The 16,381-nt window shown below is 64.2% G+C and carries 19 protein-coding genes; 13 read left to right on the top strand and 6 right to left on the bottom strand.

What is annotated here, in order from left to right; translation table 11 throughout:
* Window positions 1-57: 57 nt before the first annotated feature.
* The 6 genes from D7252_RS18150 to D7252_RS20630 all read right to left on the bottom strand — a co-directional run bounded on the left by D7252_RS18150 (window position 58) and on the right by D7252_RS20630 (window position 5,694).
* A complete protein-coding gene (locus D7252_RS18150; protein ID WP_120776662.1) occupies window positions 58-534 on the bottom strand; it encodes a hypothetical protein in 477 nt (158 codons plus the stop codon).
* Window positions 521-1,636 (bottom strand): ParB N-terminal domain-containing protein, encoded by a 1,116-nt coding sequence (locus tag D7252_RS18145; protein WP_183055355.1) that lies wholly within the window; start codon window positions 1,634-1,636, stop codon window positions 521-523. Before D7252_RS18145 ends, D7252_RS18150 begins: the two co-directional genes overlap by 14 nt.
* A gap of 14 nt (window positions 1,637-1,650) precedes the next feature.
* Complete coding sequence (locus D7252_RS18140) at window positions 1,651-2,496, bottom strand: hypothetical protein (RefSeq protein WP_120776660.1); 846 nt, start codon at window positions 2,494-2,496, stop codon at window positions 1,651-1,653.
* 703 nt (window positions 2,497-3,199) lie between these two features.
* Window positions 3,200-4,024, bottom strand: a complete 825-nt coding sequence (locus D7252_RS18130; protein WP_120776658.1) for a DUF2637 domain-containing protein — start codon at window positions 4,022-4,024, stop codon at window positions 3,200-3,202.
* Window positions 4,025-4,026: 2 nt separating this feature from the next.
* Window positions 4,027-4,914, bottom strand: coding sequence for a bifunctional DNA primase/polymerase (locus tag D7252_RS18125; protein WP_120776657.1), 888 nt, complete (start codon window positions 4,912-4,914; stop codon window positions 4,027-4,029).
* A 453-nt stretch (window positions 4,915-5,367) separates the two neighbouring features.
* On the bottom strand, window positions 5,368-5,694 hold the full coding sequence (locus D7252_RS20630; RefSeq protein ID WP_374225794.1) for a helix-turn-helix transcriptional regulator: 327 nt from the start codon (window positions 5,692-5,694) through the stop codon (window positions 5,368-5,370).
* An 893-nt stretch (window positions 5,695-6,587) separates the two neighbouring features.
* Between D7252_RS20630 and D7252_RS20625 the strand changes: the two genes are divergently transcribed.
* The 13 genes from D7252_RS20625 to D7252_RS18060 all read left to right on the top strand — a co-directional run bounded on the left by D7252_RS20625 (window position 6,588) and on the right by D7252_RS18060 (window position 16,380).
* The gene (locus D7252_RS20625) at window positions 6,588-6,722 is read left to right on the top strand and encodes a keywimysin-related RiPP (RefSeq protein WP_120776655.1); all 135 of its coding nucleotides are present in this window, start codon (window positions 6,588-6,590) and stop codon (window positions 6,720-6,722) included.
* 117 nt (window positions 6,723-6,839) lie between these two features.
* Window positions 6,840-8,654, top strand: a complete 1,815-nt coding sequence (locus D7252_RS18110) for an asparagine synthase C-terminal domain-containing protein (RefSeq protein WP_183055353.1) — start codon at window positions 6,840-6,842, stop codon at window positions 8,652-8,654.
* On the top strand, window positions 8,651-8,917 hold the full coding sequence (locus tag D7252_RS18105) for a lasso peptide biosynthesis PqqD family chaperone (RefSeq protein ID WP_120776653.1): 267 nt from the start codon (window positions 8,651-8,653) through the stop codon (window positions 8,915-8,917). Before D7252_RS18110 ends, D7252_RS18105 begins: the two co-directional genes overlap by 4 nt.
* A complete protein-coding gene (locus D7252_RS20620) occupies window positions 8,910-9,356 on the top strand; it encodes a lasso peptide biosynthesis B2 protein (protein WP_215111009.1) in 447 nt (148 codons plus the stop codon). Before D7252_RS18105 ends, D7252_RS20620 begins: the two co-directional genes overlap by 8 nt.
* Window positions 9,353-11,188 (top strand): ABC transporter ATP-binding protein, encoded by a 1,836-nt coding sequence (locus D7252_RS18095; RefSeq protein ID WP_120776652.1) that lies wholly within the window; start codon window positions 9,353-9,355, stop codon window positions 11,186-11,188. Before D7252_RS20620 ends, D7252_RS18095 begins: the two co-directional genes overlap by 4 nt.
* Before the next feature lie 61 nt (window positions 11,189-11,249).
* Window positions 11,250-11,474, top strand: coding sequence for a hypothetical protein (locus tag D7252_RS18090; protein WP_120776651.1), 225 nt, complete (start codon window positions 11,250-11,252; stop codon window positions 11,472-11,474).
* A gap of 202 nt (window positions 11,475-11,676) precedes the next feature.
* Complete coding sequence (locus D7252_RS18085; RefSeq protein ID WP_215111007.1) at window positions 11,677-12,747, top strand: sensor histidine kinase; 1,071 nt, start codon at window positions 11,677-11,679, stop codon at window positions 12,745-12,747.
* On the top strand, window positions 12,744-13,400 hold the full coding sequence (locus D7252_RS18080) for a response regulator transcription factor (protein WP_120776649.1): 657 nt from the start codon (window positions 12,744-12,746) through the stop codon (window positions 13,398-13,400). The genes D7252_RS18085 and D7252_RS18080 overlap by 4 nt, the downstream gene beginning before the upstream one ends.
* Before the next feature lie 125 nt (window positions 13,401-13,525).
* Window positions 13,526-14,239 (top strand): ABC transporter ATP-binding protein, encoded by a 714-nt coding sequence (locus tag D7252_RS18075; RefSeq protein ID WP_120776648.1) that lies wholly within the window; start codon window positions 13,526-13,528, stop codon window positions 14,237-14,239.
* The gene (locus D7252_RS18070; protein ID WP_183055352.1) at window positions 14,236-15,042 is read left to right on the top strand and encodes an ABC transporter permease; all 807 of its coding nucleotides are present in this window, start codon (window positions 14,236-14,238) and stop codon (window positions 15,040-15,042) included. The genes D7252_RS18075 and D7252_RS18070 overlap by 4 nt, the downstream gene beginning before the upstream one ends.
* Window positions 15,039-15,791 carry an ABC transporter gene (locus D7252_RS18065; RefSeq protein WP_120776646.1) on the top strand — a complete coding sequence of 251 codons (753 nt, stop codon included), beginning with the start codon at window positions 15,039-15,041 and terminating at the stop codon, window positions 15,789-15,791. The genes D7252_RS18070 and D7252_RS18065 overlap by 4 nt, the downstream gene beginning before the upstream one ends.
* 4 nt (window positions 15,792-15,795) lie before the next feature.
* Window positions 15,796-15,930, top strand: a complete 135-nt coding sequence (locus D7252_RS20485; protein WP_259461142.1) for a hypothetical protein — start codon at window positions 15,796-15,798, stop codon at window positions 15,928-15,930.
* Between the two features lie 51 nt (window positions 15,931-15,981).
* Complete coding sequence (locus tag D7252_RS18060) at window positions 15,982-16,380, top strand: GntR family transcriptional regulator (protein WP_183055351.1); 399 nt, start codon at window positions 15,982-15,984, stop codon at window positions 16,378-16,380.
* Window position 16,381 lies beyond the last annotated feature (1 nt).

The following is a 16,381-nucleotide window of genomic DNA, read 5'->3' as shown; positions in this document are numbered from 1 at the left end:
GAGGGGCGGGCGGGGTCACCCGATAGGTGCGCCGCCCGCCCGCCGTCTGCTCCGCGCTCAGCGGGAGAGGCCCCTGCTCTGGTTGCTGTGTCCGTTTGCTGGGGGTTCGGGGTCGAGGGTCTCTTCCCGTTCGGCGGGGATGTCGGCGAGGGCGGTGAGCTGGTTCGGGGCGGCAGCGATGTGCCGGTCGGGTTGCCAGGCGATGCGCCCGTTCTCGGAGTGCGCGGCCATCACCTGCCCGGTCGCGTTCTCCACGCTCAACGCCGCTGCCGTCAATAACGCGGATGCTCTGACCGCGTGAGCGTGCCCCGCGGCTCGGTCTCCATCGTCGGTGGAGGCGAACTGTCCGTGACGTTGGTGCCAGGCCGCAAGCTGTTGCAGGCCTTGTTGGAGCCGCGACAATGTCAGATGCAGCGACCCGAGCACCTCATACGTGTCCTCTGGGGTCTTGATCTGCCGGGTTGCATACGCGAGCCCGCGCGCAGCCTCAGCGAGTTCGTCCGCGTCCCGGGACGGGTCCTCATACGTGGGCATCAGCGCTGTCCTCACTGGTGGTCATTCGTGCGGTGCGGGCCTGGTCGAGGAACCGGCTGGCTTCGGCGATGTAGGTCTCGACGAGTTCCCACTGCTCGGCGTCGGCGTACCTTCCGAAGTCTTCGGGGTTGTAGCGGTCCCACCAGCCGTGTTCCCGGCGCAGCAGATCGACGAGCTTGCGGATGGCGTGTTTCTGCCGCAGCAACGGGTCCGCGTCCTTCCACCCCTCCCGCGGCGCGAGAGCTGCGGCATCCTTCCGCAACTGATCCACCCGCCCCAGCGCGCGCGTTGCTTCCTTCATCGCCTCCTTGGGATGCTCTTGCGCCTTCACCAGCTCGAGCTCCGCTGCGGCCGCCTCTCGGACTGCGTCGGGCCCGTCGGGGTCGAGTGCCCATCGCTGCAGGGTGTTGAGCGCTTGGAGGAGCATCACCCGTAGGTAGCGGCCGTTGACCTTCCCGTCCGTGTTCAACTCGAGCAGGGCTTCGGCGGCAGCCTGCCGCACCTCCGGGTGCTCGGCGTCGGACGCGGCGATCTGTTTGAGTTCAACGACCTGGTCGAGCATCGAATGCGAGTCCCGCCCGGTCACCGCTTTCGCTGCTTGGATGCGCGTCTTCCCACCGGCCCCGGCACCCGCCGGTTGCGGTGGTGTTGAATCTACACCACCGTGTTCACTCCCGCGAACACTCGCCTCCTCCCCACCCTCAGCACCATCGGCGTCGGAGGTGCGAGCGAGGGAGCCGAACTGGGTGCTCTCCTGCTTGCGGGCGTTCTCATCGGCGTAGAGCTGTTTGAGTTCCTCGTAGAGCTGTGCTTGTTCCATGGGGGTGAGCATCTTGTGAAGGGTGTTCTCGTCCTGGATTGCGAGGACGGTGGAGAGCTTGTCGGAGACGCCCTGCACAACCCACACGGGCACGGTGCGGTGTCCGAGGGCGCGCATGACGGCGAGGCGGCGGTTGCCGGAGATGAGGACGTTGCCGGTGGTGATCACGATCGGCGACAGCAACCCGAACCGGCGGATCGACTCCGTCAGCTCCTCCAGATCGCCGAGGTCACGCCGGTAGGACTGGCCATCGATGATCTGATCCGTCGCATGCTCCAACACCAAATGACCCCGACTCACAGCGCGCCCCCGTTGCCTTCCTGCCTGTCAGGTACGGAGGCCATCCGGCGGGAGGTTTCCACGAGGGTCTCGTCGCGGAGGAGGTCGCCGACATCGTCACCGAGCAGCACCCGGGCGAACAGCCCGTAGTCCCCGGCTTTCCGTTTCCCTGTCTTGGTGCCGACGACCAGGCGCACCAGGCTTGCCCATTCGTCGGGGGTGTAACCGAGGCGGATCGCGATGTGCAGCTCCTTCGCAACGATCTCAAGTGCGGAGCTGCCGGAGGACAGGCCGGTGATGCGGTGGGCGATGTAGTCCACCGCTTGCTCGACGGGGCGGGCGGGCCAGTTGGTGAGGACGAGGAACACGCAGGTTGCGCGGATCACTCGATCCACCGACGTGTCCTCCCCGTTTCCGCTGGTGTGGAGGGAGTGGGCGTGGGGGTGGACATCGTAGAAGAACTCCTCGTAGTGCCCGGCTCGCATTGGCTCCTCCGCCGGCCTCTTCGACGGACGGCGGGCCTTGTCCTGCGAAGTCATGTTGCGGTCGGCGTGGACTTCGGCGGCAATGCCGAGCGCGACCGCACGAGTGATCACCGCCCACGGATCATCCGACCGCAGGGTCGTGGGTTGCCGCATGGCGAGGAACGCCTCATACGCGGCGTCGTCCGGGTCGCGGTGCCAGGCCTTCGCGATCGGCGCATACTTCTGCGTCGCGTAGACCATGAGCTCGGCGGCAACGGGGCTGGTCGCCCAGGCGTTGTGCTCGTTCAACTCCGTGAGCAGCTCGCGCAGCCCCTCGCTGGTAGTGAAGTCCGGCAGCGGTGATGCCGCCGCCGTGCGGGTGGATGGGTGATGGTTCATAGCGACTCCTGATTGTGATGAGATCCGTCAACAGATAGGTGCGACACCCATCCCGACGAACCCCGCCCGGGGTCGCCGACCGTCCACCACGCGCACAAGGGCCGTGCGGAGGCATGAGGAGACCGGCAGATCCGCCCGGCGGGTGCGGGTCTGTGTGTGTGCCGTCCGGTGCGCCAGTGAGCAGCCGGGCGGCGAGTACGCCGGTCGTTTAGGAAGTGTGGGTGTCGTGCGGCACTCGGGTGGTGCCGGGACAGGCAGCGGTCACCGGCTCACCCCCGTCCTCCCGACCACACGCTCCCGCGCACTGGTCGGACTGCTCACATCCGGATTCAGAGATTCCTGCCTGCGGGCCAGATGCTCCTGCAAGTGGGCTCGGCCTTCACGGACCCCGTCGAGGACCGCATCACGTAGGTGCGTGCTCAGTTCGGCACCACGGTCCAGGACAACGGCCCCTCCACGTGCGGCGAGATCTGTGGGTCCCACCCACTGCACGCCCGGGCTAGTCGAGACCGGGCTGGCGCCGCCTCCTCGAATGAGAGTGAAATCGCCGCGAGTCGCGAACTCCGACGCCCGCGCACCCTCGACCTCACCGGGCGTTGGCGTCGCTGCGGTGTCGCTGCGTCGATCCTGATTCGCCTGCTGGTCGTGACTCTCTTGGAGAGGCAGCACATCGATGTGTCGAGGGTTGGGGTCGTCGGTGGGGTCAGCCATTGGGGTCTCCGTCCTGTTGCCGGTCAGGTGCGTTCACCCACCGCCCGACCGTGGTGGGATGCACGCCAAGCTGCGCGGCGATCTCCCTCTTCGACACGCCCTCCGTGTTGAGCGCGAGCGCTTGAGCGCGGGCATCTCGTCGCTCTTTCTCTGCACGCATCGTGATCGGCCGGACAGTGGGGTGCTCATTTGGTCGCGCCGGGACCGTCGCTTCGAACGGTTCAGACATCATGACTTGCTCGATACGATCTGATTCCTTGGCTGCCACGGAGGTAGTGTTTTCGTCGACCGTTGGTGGGGGAGTTGCCGATTCTCGGACAGTGGGGGCGGCTGTGCTGTTCCGGGTGAGCTCGACAGTGAGATGCGTCATCGCGAGGAGCACCAGCGGTGGTACCGACGCGACCAACGCAGCGATCACGGCGGGCACTCGCGTGTCGGCGGCCACTACCGCGTGGGTGCTGTTCGCCGCCACGCTCACTCCGGCGCCCGCACCAAGCAGCAGCCACGCGAACTGCCGCGCGCTGCGGGCAGAATCCCGCAGCGTGACGACACTGATTGTGGCTTCCAGGATCACGCCGTCCACGATCAACGGCCACATCCACGCCTGCCCCTCGGAGATCCCGGAGAGGACGGCGAGGTCACGGAGAGTGGTGAAAGACAGCCAGAACGCTCCTAACGCGAGCAGGATCGTCCCGGTGACTGCGAGTCCGACGACGAACGGCGACACCCCTCCCGATGACGGGACGTCGGGTATCTGTTCGCCCAGGCTCAGATCAGGATCACATCGGGTGCGAGCTGTCACTGCCGGGCGGGTCATGGCTACCTCCCGATCCCCGAGAAGAAGCGAACCTCATCCGCGACAGGATCGTCCGGCACCTCAGTGATCCGCGTGGCACGGTGGGCAGAGCGGATCGTCGCCGCGATCTCTCGCGCCTCGAGCCCAGCGGCCGACGCGGCAGGCTTGAGCACCCCGAAAGTGTCCGGCTCAGCGAGGCCGGCCTCAGCGAGCCGGCATGCTGCCCAGAACAGACCCGCGTTCCGGTTCCCCTCCGGCAATGTAGCGACCCACCCCACGAGCTTCTCCACCGCCCGCTCCCGCAAAATTACCGGGTTGAGCGGGCGTAGCGTTTGCTCACGCTGGGGCGTCAGCAGTTCGCGGATCGCATCCGCATCAACCGGGCGCGGGCCACGGCCTCGGGCGATGATCTCGTAGCGGCGGTTTCCGTGGCCGGCGGTGATGCCGGAGGGCGGAGCGATGATATAGCCGCCGGTGCCGCGGAAATCCACATGCGCCCGCCCCCGAGACCACGACCCCACCTGCCGGTCCGAGTCGGTCGGGTAGTACAGGTGCAGCCCACCCGACGGAGAGCGCACGGCCTGCCCCCACCCGCCGATCAGGCCCTCGCGATGGAGCGTGCGGAGAATCGGGTATCCGGTGCCGGTGGCGTGCACATCCACATCCAGCACGTTCACGACCGTCCCGGTAGGGATGCCGATGTTCGCGTCCGGATGCCGACCCCACCACGCATCGATCTGCACGAGGTCGGTGCTGGCGTCCCGGAACCCATGCTCGGTCAGCGGACGTTTCTGACCAGGCGCGCACGGGAACACCAGGATGCCCGCGGCGGCATACGTGGCAGCAGCATGTGCGAGCCCCCCGTGGAGGTGTGCCGGCATCGGCCAGGTAGAGGGGTCGGTGATAGTCATGTGCACCTCCTTCAGGACACGGCACGGGCCTGGGTGCTCGTGCGCGGAGTCACCGGGAAGGTGCGGCAGCAGCCGGCTGCCAGCAGAATCCGCTCGTGAGCGTTCCCCTTCTGATCCTCAACCCCTACTCGAACCCCAACGGATACTGCGAGAGTTCTCGGGGAGATTGCGCCGTTTCGTCAAGAACATGCGCCAAATCGTCAAGTAGCAGGTGCCCACCTCCAGCGGCGCGAAGTGGATTCCCTGCACCATCCTTTGAGTGCGACCACGGGCGGGAATAGAAGGATCTAGGCCGTCCGGCTCGATGTCGGTGTGCTGCGCTCCGCAGCAAGCTGCGTCAACGCCGATCCGGTCAAGGACCGTCGCCTGGTCATGCTGTTCAGCACCTTGTTCCAAGGCGTGGGTGGTTGTGCTCCAGGGCGCTGCTCCGCGGTGGGAACTTCGCCGATGCCATTACCTCATCGCCGACCGGGCCCCGGCCGGGGCAAACCCCATATCCGTCCTTTCGGGAGGTCTGGGGTCATCCCGATGGTGCCTCCGATAGTGGCGTGGCGATACTCCAGTGACGGTGCGGAATGCCCGTGCTGCATGGCTCGGATTCGTCCATCCGACTTGGCGGGCGATAGTTTCTACCGTTTCCGATGTTGCGGTGAGGAGTGCAGCCATCCGGCGTACGCGTTGGTGTCGGAGGAACCCCGCCGGTCCCATTCCGACGTCCCTTTGAAAAAGGCGATTCAGCTGAGATCGGGAGAGCAGTACTGCTTCCGCGAGCGATTGCATCGTCCAGGCGTGCTCGGAGTGCTCCACCAGCAGGGCCACCGCCCGACGCACTGAGTCGTGCGTGGAAGGTGCGCTCGAAGGGGCGGTCAGTGCGTCGAAAAGGTCGGCAACGTGACGGAATCGGCGGAACGGAGAAGTGTAGCGAAGCTGACCTTGCATCAATTGGCGCAGCGCGGCATCGATACGGGGGACCTCCCGCAACGGTGGATTCACGACGAGGGGTGCGACGTCTGAGTCGGGAGCGACGAGCGCTGAGATCAACGCGTTATCTTCGGGTAGCCATCTGGCTTGATCTCGAAGAAACGTCGTGTCGATGCGGGCCGTCGTGATCGTCACATGTCCTAGAGGTGTCCCCTCATACCGTTGCCTGCGCGGCAGCAGAATCACATCGCCTGCGTTTGCCTCCAGCTCCCCGCTCTCGAAGTTCAAGAGCGTGGCGCCAGTGTTCACCAGAAGGAGCTGGCTCTCATCGCAGACGACGCGTCTGGTAGCAGAGGTGTACGCAGCGCGGTTCACGCACACTGGGAATTCCAACGGGCCGTCCTCCCTCCGAGACGTCCGCCACCCCACAACTTCACCCCGTCACGATGTGACGGCTTAAGACTGAGCAATGGCGTTGCGGTGACACCTTCGACAGATACGCCGCTGACGACTCCACCCTGGGTGCTTGTAAAAAGTAGGACTCCCCACCTATTATCGACCTCAGGCGGGCACTCCGCCGGCGGCGGAAGTACTTTGCTTCGGCCGAAGCACTGGATGGATGACGCAACAGTCGGGAGATCGGCCAGCAGTGTCCACGAAACTATGGCGACCTCACTGCGATGGGGTCATGGACAACGCGTCGGTCAAAGCGGACCTGAACGTCAACCCATTCATCGAAGAAAGGGAACAGCATGAACCAGTACCAGGCGCCGGCCCTCACGAAGGTCGGATCCTTCCGGAAGATGACGCGATCGCTTGGGCAGCAGCGCTGTCTGGACATCTTCCAGGCTCGCTCGCTGTGGAGCCTCGACCCTAACTGCTGGTAAGCCACGGAGCAGGAGTTCGGGGCAGCGCACGATTCGCGCCGCCCCGAACTCTTCCACTCAATCCACGTCTGTCTGGTACACCCGATAGACCCGAAGATTCCACGAGGTGAGATGCCCATGGCTTTCGCGATAATGCCCGACAGAGATATCGAGCCTCGAATTGAAGCCGCGCTCCACGATCTCGTCGGAGCAACTGTGCTCACGCATAGGTCTGGGCGTCCGTGGGTGCTGGGTGATGAGCAGTTTGTGCACACGCGGGGACGCAACGTCGATGTCGTCATGGTCGGTTCCCAGCTCAAAAGCGATGAGCCCCTCTCAAGCGCGGTGAAGCAAGATCGGATGGATGGGCTTGCAGCCCTTGCACATCGATTCGTCGAGTTCGACACGCTTCTGATCGGGCGGGACGGGACGAAAACACGCATCTATGCACCGGTATCGCAGCGACGTTCTGTTTTCTGGACGCGAATCGACGAGATCGTCCTCGCAGCCGATAGTCAGTATCCGCTGGCCGCACTGAACCAGTTCGAGCTCGATCTGGGTTCCCTGGCTGGCAGGCTGGCGAACTCTGAAGTCACGCATCCGTTTTTGCGGAGGCCGATCTGGCGCAATGTGCATGCCCTGGGCTTCGGCGAGGAAGTCACGATTCACGACGATGGCCGCACTGCCTCGTCTCGGTGGTGGATGCCTCCGTCGCCAACCGAAGACCTCGATTCAACGGGGCCGGGACTGAAGATCGCCATGCTCCAGGCCCTGATGCTCCGCGTTGCTGACCAGGACAGGGTCAGCGCTGATCTCTCAGGAGGACTCGACTCCACAACGCTGTGCTTCGCTCTCGCGGAACTCGGTGTTGATCTCACCACCTTCTACATGAGCAGCGCCAACGACCTCAACAACGACTCAAAATGGTCAGATCGCGCTGCCACCGAGATTGCGTCTCGACATGTCCGCGTGCCCTACCTTCAGATGCTGGAGGAGATCGACGAAGCTGTACCGGCAACGGTGGGCGCCTTCCCCGAGGGTCCTAGCGCTATGGCGAAAACAGCGGCGTCAGCTATTCCGCTTCAGCGGATTTTGGGCGCGAGCGGCAGCCGCCTGCATCTGAACGGCCACGCGGGAGACGCCCTATTCGGGCAGGTGTCGAGTCTGCCGTGGTCATTCCTCCGAACGAACACCCGAAGGAGATTCCGGTGGCTGCGGAAGTACCGGAAGGTGAACCGCATCCCCACGCTCGACATGCTTCGGATGCTGGGAGCTCGGTCAACATTTGCCGATGAGCTGCGCTCGATGGCGAGGGGTGAGTTCACGAAACAGCGGGGAAGCCTTGCCGGCTATGCAGATTGGCTCGAGATCCCCAACTTCGGCCCCATGCATACGGCGACTGCGCGACAGCGTTTCAGCTCGCTCTGCCTGACCGAGCTTGAGTCCGGCGTCACGTCGTTGAGCCCTGATCGCACCCAGCACCAGATCCTCTCGTATCTCAGTGTCCACGGGGCAGTGGTCCGGAGGATGAACGCTCTCTCACCGCAGATCGTCTTCGACAGCCCTTTCCTGGATAGACGAGTAATCGACGTGGCGCTGTCCCTGAACCACGCTGACCGCACACGTCAGTCGCCGACGAAACCGCTCCTCGCAGCGGGGCGACCGCCTGCGATGAGTATCGAGTACTTCTTTCGACGCGACAAGGGTGACTACACGGCAGAGGTCTTCTCTCAGCACCAGCAGATCAGGTCCAGCGTAAAGGATCTCTTTGGAGGGGGGTCTTTCCTCGGAGAGCTGGGCCTCATCGAAGATCATGAGGTCATTCGCGTCGCCAACTCGTACTCTCCCGACGGCGCGGCCTACACCGACATATTGGACCTCGAGTTCGCGGAACGCTGGCTCCGCTCCTTGGCAGATGAAAAGGCGAAGATCGCTGTGGGGAGTATGCAATGACAGTCGTTCTCAGACGTTCGGTGGAGCTGACTGAGTCTGAAGACGGATCGATCCTTCTCGACACTGCTCGCGGTGTCTATTGGCATCTCAACGGCGTCGGCGCGCAGTTCGTCCGCGGCATCCAGGAAGGCAAGTCCCTCAACCAGGTGACCGCACTCATCGCGGAGCACTATAACGTCGATCCAGAGACAATGAAGCGCGATATCGACGCGTTGCTGAGGGACCTGAAGAAGGCGCGACTGATCGAGGTGCGCGGTGAGTAGCGCCGTACTGCCAGAACCAGGTGCGACCGACAGATCGCGTGGGGAGTCATTTCTTGCCCGTCTCTCCGTTGGTGTCGCGTTCATTTTGTGCCTGTTACCCCCTCGGCTGCTTCGATCGACCATGCGGGTTGTCGTTTCAGGAGGGAAGCGACCAACGCCAGAGCGTGCGGAGCGCTATCGGACACTGGTCGTCTCAGTGAGCACGCTGTGCGCGGGCGAGGGCTGTCTCCCGCGGTCGGTGGCGAGCGCGACACTGGCGCGACTTCACGGGCACGGCCTTACCTGGTGCACCGGAATCAGGGAACAGCCGTTCTTGGCGCACGCCTGGGTCGAGGTCGACCGCACGCCCGTCGGTGAAGTCACATCGCTTGAGGGTCTGCGCGTCATGCTACGGGCGGCACCGCGATACGACGCGGCAGTGGGCGAGCTCAGGTCATGAATGACAATGATGCAGTGCCGGCCGCAGGCGAGGAAATTTCAGCGGGGTTCCGCGACGTCTTGGATCTCGTCCGCCCGTACTGGCGACCACTCTCAGTCGCATTCGTCATAGGACTGTTCGCGGCCGCGGCGTCGTTGGTCCAACCCATCGTCATTTCGACGATCGTCGACACTTTCGATGGTGAACTCCCCACCGGGCAGGTGGTCATCTTGGTCTCGTTGCTTCTCCTCGGCGCCGGGCTCACAGCGATCCGGGAACTGCTGATCGAGCGAACCGGAGAACGCTACGCGTTCGAGGCGCGAAAAGGGTTGATCGCGCATATCTACCGTCTTCCGATCGCCCGGGTTGAGAGCAGGCAGCGAGCCGACATGGTCTCGCGTGTCACGACGGATGTGTCTGAGACCAGGCACTTCTTTACGTCCGGACTCGTAGACCTGGCTGTCAGTTCGCTCACCGTTCTTGCTTCACTCGTCATGATGGCCGTGATCGACCTCACCCTCATGGCGGTATCTCTCGTCGCTGTAGTCGTCATACTGATGGTCCTGCTGGCAATCGGGAAGAGAACGCGACCCGTCGGGTTGCGCATGCAGAACGCACTGGGCTCGCTTGCCGAACGCGTGTCACTAACTCTCGGTGCTATCCGAACCGTTAGGGCGGCCCGGGCTACAGAGCATGAGAGTTCTCGGGCTGCGGACCACGCTGCCTCGGTGCGATCCGCCGGCTACACGGCCGCGAGGCTCAGAGCGATTCTCCAGACCGTCTCAGGAGTGTCCATCCAGACCCTCCTCATCGTCGTTGTTGGGGTAGGCGCTCTTCGCGTAGCAGCAGGCGTCACCAGCGTCGGCGAACTCAGCGCCTTCATCATGTACCTCATGATGATGGCTGCACCCGTCGCGACGGTGGGCGGCATCGTGGCGTCACTGGGTGAAGCATTCGGCTCGCTCTCACGGGTACTGCGGATCAGGGCCGAATCAGTCGAACCCGACATCACCTCGGATGCGGTGACCGGCGCGACATCTCAGAACGGAGGAGTAATCCGGTTCGAGGATGTGCACTTCGACTACCCGTCAGGTGCTTCACCGGATGATCCGAGCCGGGCATGGGCTCTGCGAGGGGTCTCTTTCGAGGTTCGGGCTGGCGAGACCGTCGCTTTCGTAGGACCGTCTGGAGCCGGAAAGTCCACCCTGTTTGCCTTGTTGGAGCGCTTCTACGAGCCGACGCTCGGTCGGATCTACTTCGAAGGCGGCGACGTGCAGGGGTTATCGCGTGACTGTTTGCGTTCGCGTCTCGCCTACGTCGATCAAGACTCAGCCGTGCTGCCTGGAACGGTTAGAGAGAACCTGACACTCGGCCGATCCGATCTGGTCGATTCCGAGTGTGTGGCGGCACTGATATCTGTGGGCCTTATCGACCCGCACGATACGAATCCGACCTCCTACCTGGACAAGGTCCTGGGAGAACATGGACAAGGTCTGAGTGGTGGGGAACGACAGCGTCTGTCGATCGCGAGGGCGGTTGCAGGACGTGCTTCGGTCCTGCTGCTGGACGAGGCGACGTCAAGTCTGGACGGCAGAAGCGAGCTTCTCGTGCAGGATGCCATCGCCCCTTCCGCGACGGGGCGGACCACCCTGATCATCGCGCACAGACTGTCCACCGTCGCCTCGGCAGATCGCATCGTCGTCTTGAATCACGGCGAGGTCGTTGCCGAGGGTACGCACGGCGACCTCATGGTGACGAGTGACCTGTACCAGGAGCTGGCAGCCCGCCAGTTCCTATCCTCTGGGCACGCCGAAGACGCTGTTTCGACGTCGGCGCCAGGAACGAAAGGATGAGCGCGTGGAGAGATTCTTGCTGTATGACGATAGTTGCCGCAGGTGTGGGAATCTCGCTCAGTTGGTCGAGAAGGTCGGTGACGGACGCTTGGTCAGCCGTAGCCTGACTGATCCCGAGATGCAGCGCCTCGTGGCGTCGGTGCGAAGTGAGCCCAAGTGGGAGCCGATGCTCGTCACGATCAAACGCGAACGTGTCCGCGTCTACTCCGGAGCACGGATGGTGATCCGACTCGGCCTCGGTCTCGGCCCAGTCCGGGCTGTACGCATCCTCACGGCGGCGGCCTAGATCCGCGCCTCCATATTCGGGCACGTTATGTCCTCGCTCGGACGTCAGCGCCTGTGCACAGACGGCTTGGCCATGTCAGCATGGTGCTCGGCGACAGCTTCCTGCCGACCAACCGAGGAGCATCAGGATGGATGAGGTCAAGGGACCGCGCGGGACGCGCAGATCCCCGCGTTCAATTGCGCGTTCCGTGCGAAGGCCCTGGGTGCGGTGGCCCGATGTTGCCGTGGCGATCGTGCTCGTGGTCGTCTTCTGGGTTCCGGGCCTGTTGTCCACTCCTAGCGCCGGCCTCCTCGTTCTGGGCATCTGCTTGGCATCCGTTTCGGCTGCAGCCGTCATCTTGCGCTGGCGGCTGCCGAGCGCGGCCCCGATCATCGCTCTCGCAGCGACGGGTGCGGGATGGATGCTGCAGGTCAGCGCCGACCCCATGCTGGCTGTGGCCTGGTGCCTGTATCCGCTTGCACTGCAGCGCGTAGGCCGGAGCAGGATCATCGGGGGCGCGTCGGTGGCCACGATGGTGTTGGTCTCCCTTACCCACGGCTCATCGTCGCCAGCGGCGGTAAATCAGCGCGTCATCTTCTCAGCTGTCGTGATCGGGACGGTGTGGCTGCTGGGACAAGCCGAAGCGAAGCGCCTGGAGGCCGTGAGAGAGTCCGCCGATCGGCGGGCCGCGTACGAGCGGGCGTTACAGGAGACCTCGATGGCGCGCGAGGTGCATGACGTGGTCGGCCATGCGCTCAGCGTGATCAGTGCAGAAGCCGACGTGTCGCGCAGCTTGACCGGTCTCGGGGAGGCGGAGCTGAGGGCGGCTCTGGCCGATATCGAACAGCGCGCGCGCGGTGCGCTGGAAGAGGTGCAGCAGCTAGTGCGGTCCCTGCGTCGCGGCGACGTGGGACCGGGCCGTGCGACTCCTCTTCCTCAGCTCGTGGTCGCAGCGCGGGTCAGCGGCCTAGAAGTTCAGTCTGAGATGGACATTACCGGGCTCAACGACGAGCTGACCGCGATCGTCTCACGAGTTGTGCAGGAGGCGCTCAGCAACACTGTGCGCCATGCCGAGGCGACCCGGTGCGAGATCGCTATCTGGCAGGAGGACGGGTCGTTGACAGTGCGCGTCGACGACGACGGCATGGGGCTCCCAGCCCGGTACCGTCCAGGCATGGGGCTCACCGGGATGCGGGAGCGGGTGGGAACGGCCGGAGGCTCGATGACGGTGACGAACCGCCTCGAGGGTGGCACTCGGCTCCTCGTGAGTCTCCCCGCGGCAGGTCAGATATGACCGGGCCGATCACCGTTCTCCTCGCCGACGACGACGCGGACTTCCGTATCGTCTACCGGCGCCTCTTTCACGGCACTCCTGGGTTCCAACTCGTCTCGGAGGCGGGCACCGGACAGGAGGCGCTGCAGCTGATGTCCGAGTGGACGCCGGACGTAGCGCTGGTCGACGTGCAGATGCCGAATGGCTCGGGTCTCGACGTGGTCCGCGGCGCTGAAGGACTACGGACGCGGATCATCGTGCTGACGACGTTCGATCTGGATGAGTACGTCGACGAAGCGCTGCGTCACGGCGCTGCCGGATTCCTGTTGAAGAACGCATCGGCGCAGGAGGTGCTTCAGGCAGTCCGGGTGGTCTCTGCCGGGCATAGCACCCTTGCCCCGGAGGTCACGTCGCGCCTGCTGGAGCAGTTCAGCGCCCGTCCCCGCTCGAAGCCCCATGCCTTCACCGAGGCGCAGCTGAGCCGTCGTGAACTCCAGCTGATCCGGCTCATCGCCCAAGGGCGGACGAATCCGGGGATCGCGGAGGAGCTGCATCTGAGCACGGAGACCATCAAGACCTACGTGAAGCGGCTGTTCCAGAAGCTCGGTGTGAGCGATCGAACGCAGCTCGCGGTGCTCGCCCATGAGGCGGGGCTCCTGCACGAGCGGCGCTGAGCGACGAAGGCACACGGCGCTGCCGGCCGTCATAAGTGTCCACTTCCGGGGGTCACAACCGCAGATCCAAGCGCGGCACGGTGGAAGTAACGGCATCCCGCCAACCATCGTGAGGAGCGTGCTCTGTGATCGAGATCACCGGCGTAACGAAGAAGTACGGACCCAAGACCGCTGTCGACGCGGTGACCTTCACCGCGAAGCCCGGACGAGTGACCGGGTTCCTCGGCCCCAACGGTGCCGGTAAGTCCAGCACACTGCGCATCCTGTTGGGCCTTGACCGCGCTACCGGCGGCACCGCACTCATCGACGGCAAGCCGTACGCGAGCATCGATCAGCCGTTGCGCACGGTCGGCGCGATGCTGGATGGCGCCTCTGCGGTGCCCGAGCGGCGCGGCATCGATCATCTTCGGTGGATCGCGCAGTCGAACCGCATCCCAACCCAGCGGATCGCCGAGGTGCTGGAGACAGTCGGCCTCACGGACGCGGCAAAGATTCGCGTCCGCAAGTACTCACTCGGCATGAAACAGCGCCTCGGTCTTGCGGCCGCGCTCCTTGGCGAGCCGCGCATCCTCGTGCTCGATGAACCCGTGAACGGGCTCGACCCGGAAGGCATCCGCACGGTCCGCACCTTCTTGCGTCGCTATGCCGATCAGGGCAACACTGTGCTGCTGTCCAGTCATCTCATGGGCGAGACCGCCGAGACGGTGGACGACATCGTGATTATCAACAAAGGTCGCATCATCGCAGACGGCACCCTGGATGACATCACTGAGGGGCACGCCTCGCTGGAGGCCGCATTCTTCGTTCTCACTGGCAGCGAACCAGGGCAGAGCTGGTGACAGCCATGCTCAGCACCATTCGATCTGAAACCACGAAGTTCGTCACTCTCCCCGGAGTCTGGATCGTCACTGCCGTCATCGTCGTTCTCTTCCTCTATATGCAGCACAGCCTGTATGTAGACCACGTCTCCATGGTCGAGAACGTGCAACCAGACGGTACAGCCAAGACCTTCCTGGGCACCGTGCACGTCGCCACGCAGATGCGTGGGTCTATCGGCACCGCGGTCGTGAACGCCGGCCTGCTGCTTCCCGTCCTCGGTGCCATCATCGCGGGCACCGAGTTCAAGACCGGGCAGCTCGGATTGAGTCTCGTCGCCGTGCCAAACCGGGCGCGCTTCGTCATCGGCAAGGTCCTCGCCATCGCGTTCTACGCAGCAGGCCTCGCGCTCGTCTTCATCGTGATCGCCCTGGTGCTGATCTACCTCTCCAGCAAGGACTGGGACCCCGACCTGCTGTGGACGACTCCGATGCTGCAAGAGGCCGGACGGGTGATCCTCTTCGTGGTGACCATCACGCTGACCGGAGCGGCGATCACGCTCATCGCTCGACGGGCGCTCACCGGGATCATCGTTTCGGTCGCACTTCTTACGCTGACGTTCTCACAGGTCGTCGCGATGATCGCCCCTATTGTCGATGCGTTCCTCCCCTTCAGCGCCGCACGCAACCTCCTGTTCCAAGACGCCGCGATCGTGCCTGTGCCGCTCAGCGGGACCGCATTGCAAGGTGCCCTCGTCCTGACGGCGTGGGCCGTTATCGCCTCCACGTGCGCGCTGATCGCGATCGGGAGAAGGGATGCCCGATGACCCTCGCATCCCGACACCCGGATATTCGGCATCGCGATGAGATCGCGTCGGAGATCACGAAGATCATCAGCCATCCCGCAACGGTCCTCATACTTGCAATCACTCTGGCGGTGAACCTTGCTCTGGCCGCGATCGACGCGTCGGGGCTCCTGTTCTACACCGGCAATGCCGTCGTGCCCTCCCGGTTGTCGTCGTTCGGCATGGTGATGCTCGCACCGCTCTACGCCTTCCTCGTCATTCCGGTGTGGGCGGCCGCGACGGAGCACCATGGCGGGCAACTGCGGATAAGCCTGGTCGCCACTCCTCGCCGCGGCGCCCTCGCGTTCGCCAAGCTCACCGCGACGGTGGCGATCTGCTTCGTAGCAGCCCTCATCGCGATCGTCCCGGCGCGCCTGGTCATTGGAGTTTCCGTCGGCCTGAGTCCATGGGAGCTCGCGCTGAACTGCGCGCAGTGGGTCGGCGTGTATCTGCTCATGTCCTTGATTGCCTTCGGGCTTGCAGGGATCCTCAAAGGCACCATCGCCCCCTTGGCGATCATGATCGCCCTGCCCATCGTCGTCGCCACCGGAATCCTGCAATGGCCGGACGGCATCCGGTTCCTACCCGACCAGGCGAGTCTAAGCCTTGTCGGAACACCCGGCTACGACGTCACCGAACTGCCGCCCGGCATTGCCGCCCTCGTGCTTCTCGCCTGGGCATTCCTCTCCGTCGTCGTGTACACCGTCACCCTCATCCGCCGCGACGCCTGACCTCATGAAACCCTCACCGCACCGCACCACCTGGAAGGAACCCCGCATCATGCAGAAGAAGCGCAGCACCATCGTCTGGATCGTCATCGGCGCCGTCGTTCTCATCGCCGCGATCGCATTCTTCTCCCTCGGCGGCTAGCCAATGACCGCCCAGGCGTCCTCACACGTTCTGAAGAGAGATTCTGGTTCGATGACAGCACTCGGGACAGCATCTGCGGCCGGCTTCCGACCGCCGCTGAGTCGAAGCCTGGCCTCGTGGATCGAAACAGAGATCATCGTCGGAAACTACCCCGAGGACGAAGCGCTCCCGTCCTCCTCGGAACTCGCCGTCATCCATGACTCGAGCCCCTCCACGACAGGAAAATCCTTGAGACTGCTGAGCGCGCAGGGGTTCATACACACGCGCAGAGGGATCGGCGCTTTCGTCTCACCCGGCGCCAGGGAACGACTCCGTCGGCATCGACGCGAGCAGTTCGCCGATCGCTACCTGCAACCCCTCCTGTCTGAAGCTCGGCGCATCGACATGGATACCGCCACTGTCCTCGCACTGATCACCAGCCGAGAACAAGAGCTCGCTGATGGCTCCTGAC

The sequence above is a fragment of the Microbacterium sp. CGR2 genome, assembly GCF_003626735.1.
Classification (GTDB): Bacteria; Actinomycetota; Actinomycetes; order Actinomycetales; family Microbacteriaceae; genus Microbacterium.
This window is presented reverse-complemented; position numbering and strand designations above follow the sequence as displayed.

Coding starts and splice junctions, on each gene's coding strand:
- D7252_RS18150 (WP_120776662.1), bottom strand. CDS start 534: ATGCCCACGTATGAGGACCCGTCCCGGGACGCGGACGAACTCGCTGAG.
- D7252_RS18140 (WP_120776660.1), bottom strand. CDS start 2,496: ATGAACCATCACCCATCCACCCGCACGGCGGCGGCATCACCGCTGCCG.
- D7252_RS18130 (WP_120776658.1), bottom strand. CDS start 4,024: ATGACCCGCCCGGCAGTGACAGCTCGCACCCGATGTGATCCTGATCTG.
- D7252_RS18125 (WP_120776657.1), bottom strand. CDS start 4,914: ATGACTATCACCGACCCCTCTACCTGGCCGATGCCGGCACACCTCCAC.
- D7252_RS20630 (WP_374225794.1), bottom strand. CDS start 5,694: ATGCAATCGCTCGCGGAAGCAGTACTGCTCTCCCGATCTCAGCTGAAT.
- D7252_RS20625 (WP_120776655.1), top strand. CDS start 6,588: ATGAACCAGTACCAGGCGCCGGCCCTCACGAAGGTCGGATCCTTCCGG.
- D7252_RS18110 (WP_183055353.1), top strand. CDS start 6,840: ATGGCTTTCGCGATAATGCCCGACAGAGATATCGAGCCTCGAATTGAA.
- D7252_RS18105 (WP_120776653.1), top strand. CDS start 8,651: ATGACAGTCGTTCTCAGACGTTCGGTGGAGCTGACTGAGTCTGAAGAC.
- D7252_RS18095 (WP_120776652.1), top strand. CDS start 9,353: ATGAATGACAATGATGCAGTGCCGGCCGCAGGCGAGGAAATTTCAGCG.
- D7252_RS18080 (WP_120776649.1), top strand. CDS start 12,744: ATGACCGGGCCGATCACCGTTCTCCTCGCCGACGACGACGCGGACTTC.
- D7252_RS18065 (WP_120776646.1), top strand. CDS start 15,039: ATGACCCTCGCATCCCGACACCCGGATATTCGGCATCGCGATGAGATC.
- D7252_RS20485 (WP_259461142.1), top strand. CDS start 15,796: ATGAAACCCTCACCGCACCGCACCACCTGGAAGGAACCCCGCATCATG.
- D7252_RS18060 (WP_183055351.1), top strand. CDS start 15,982: ATGACAGCACTCGGGACAGCATCTGCGGCCGGCTTCCGACCGCCGCTG.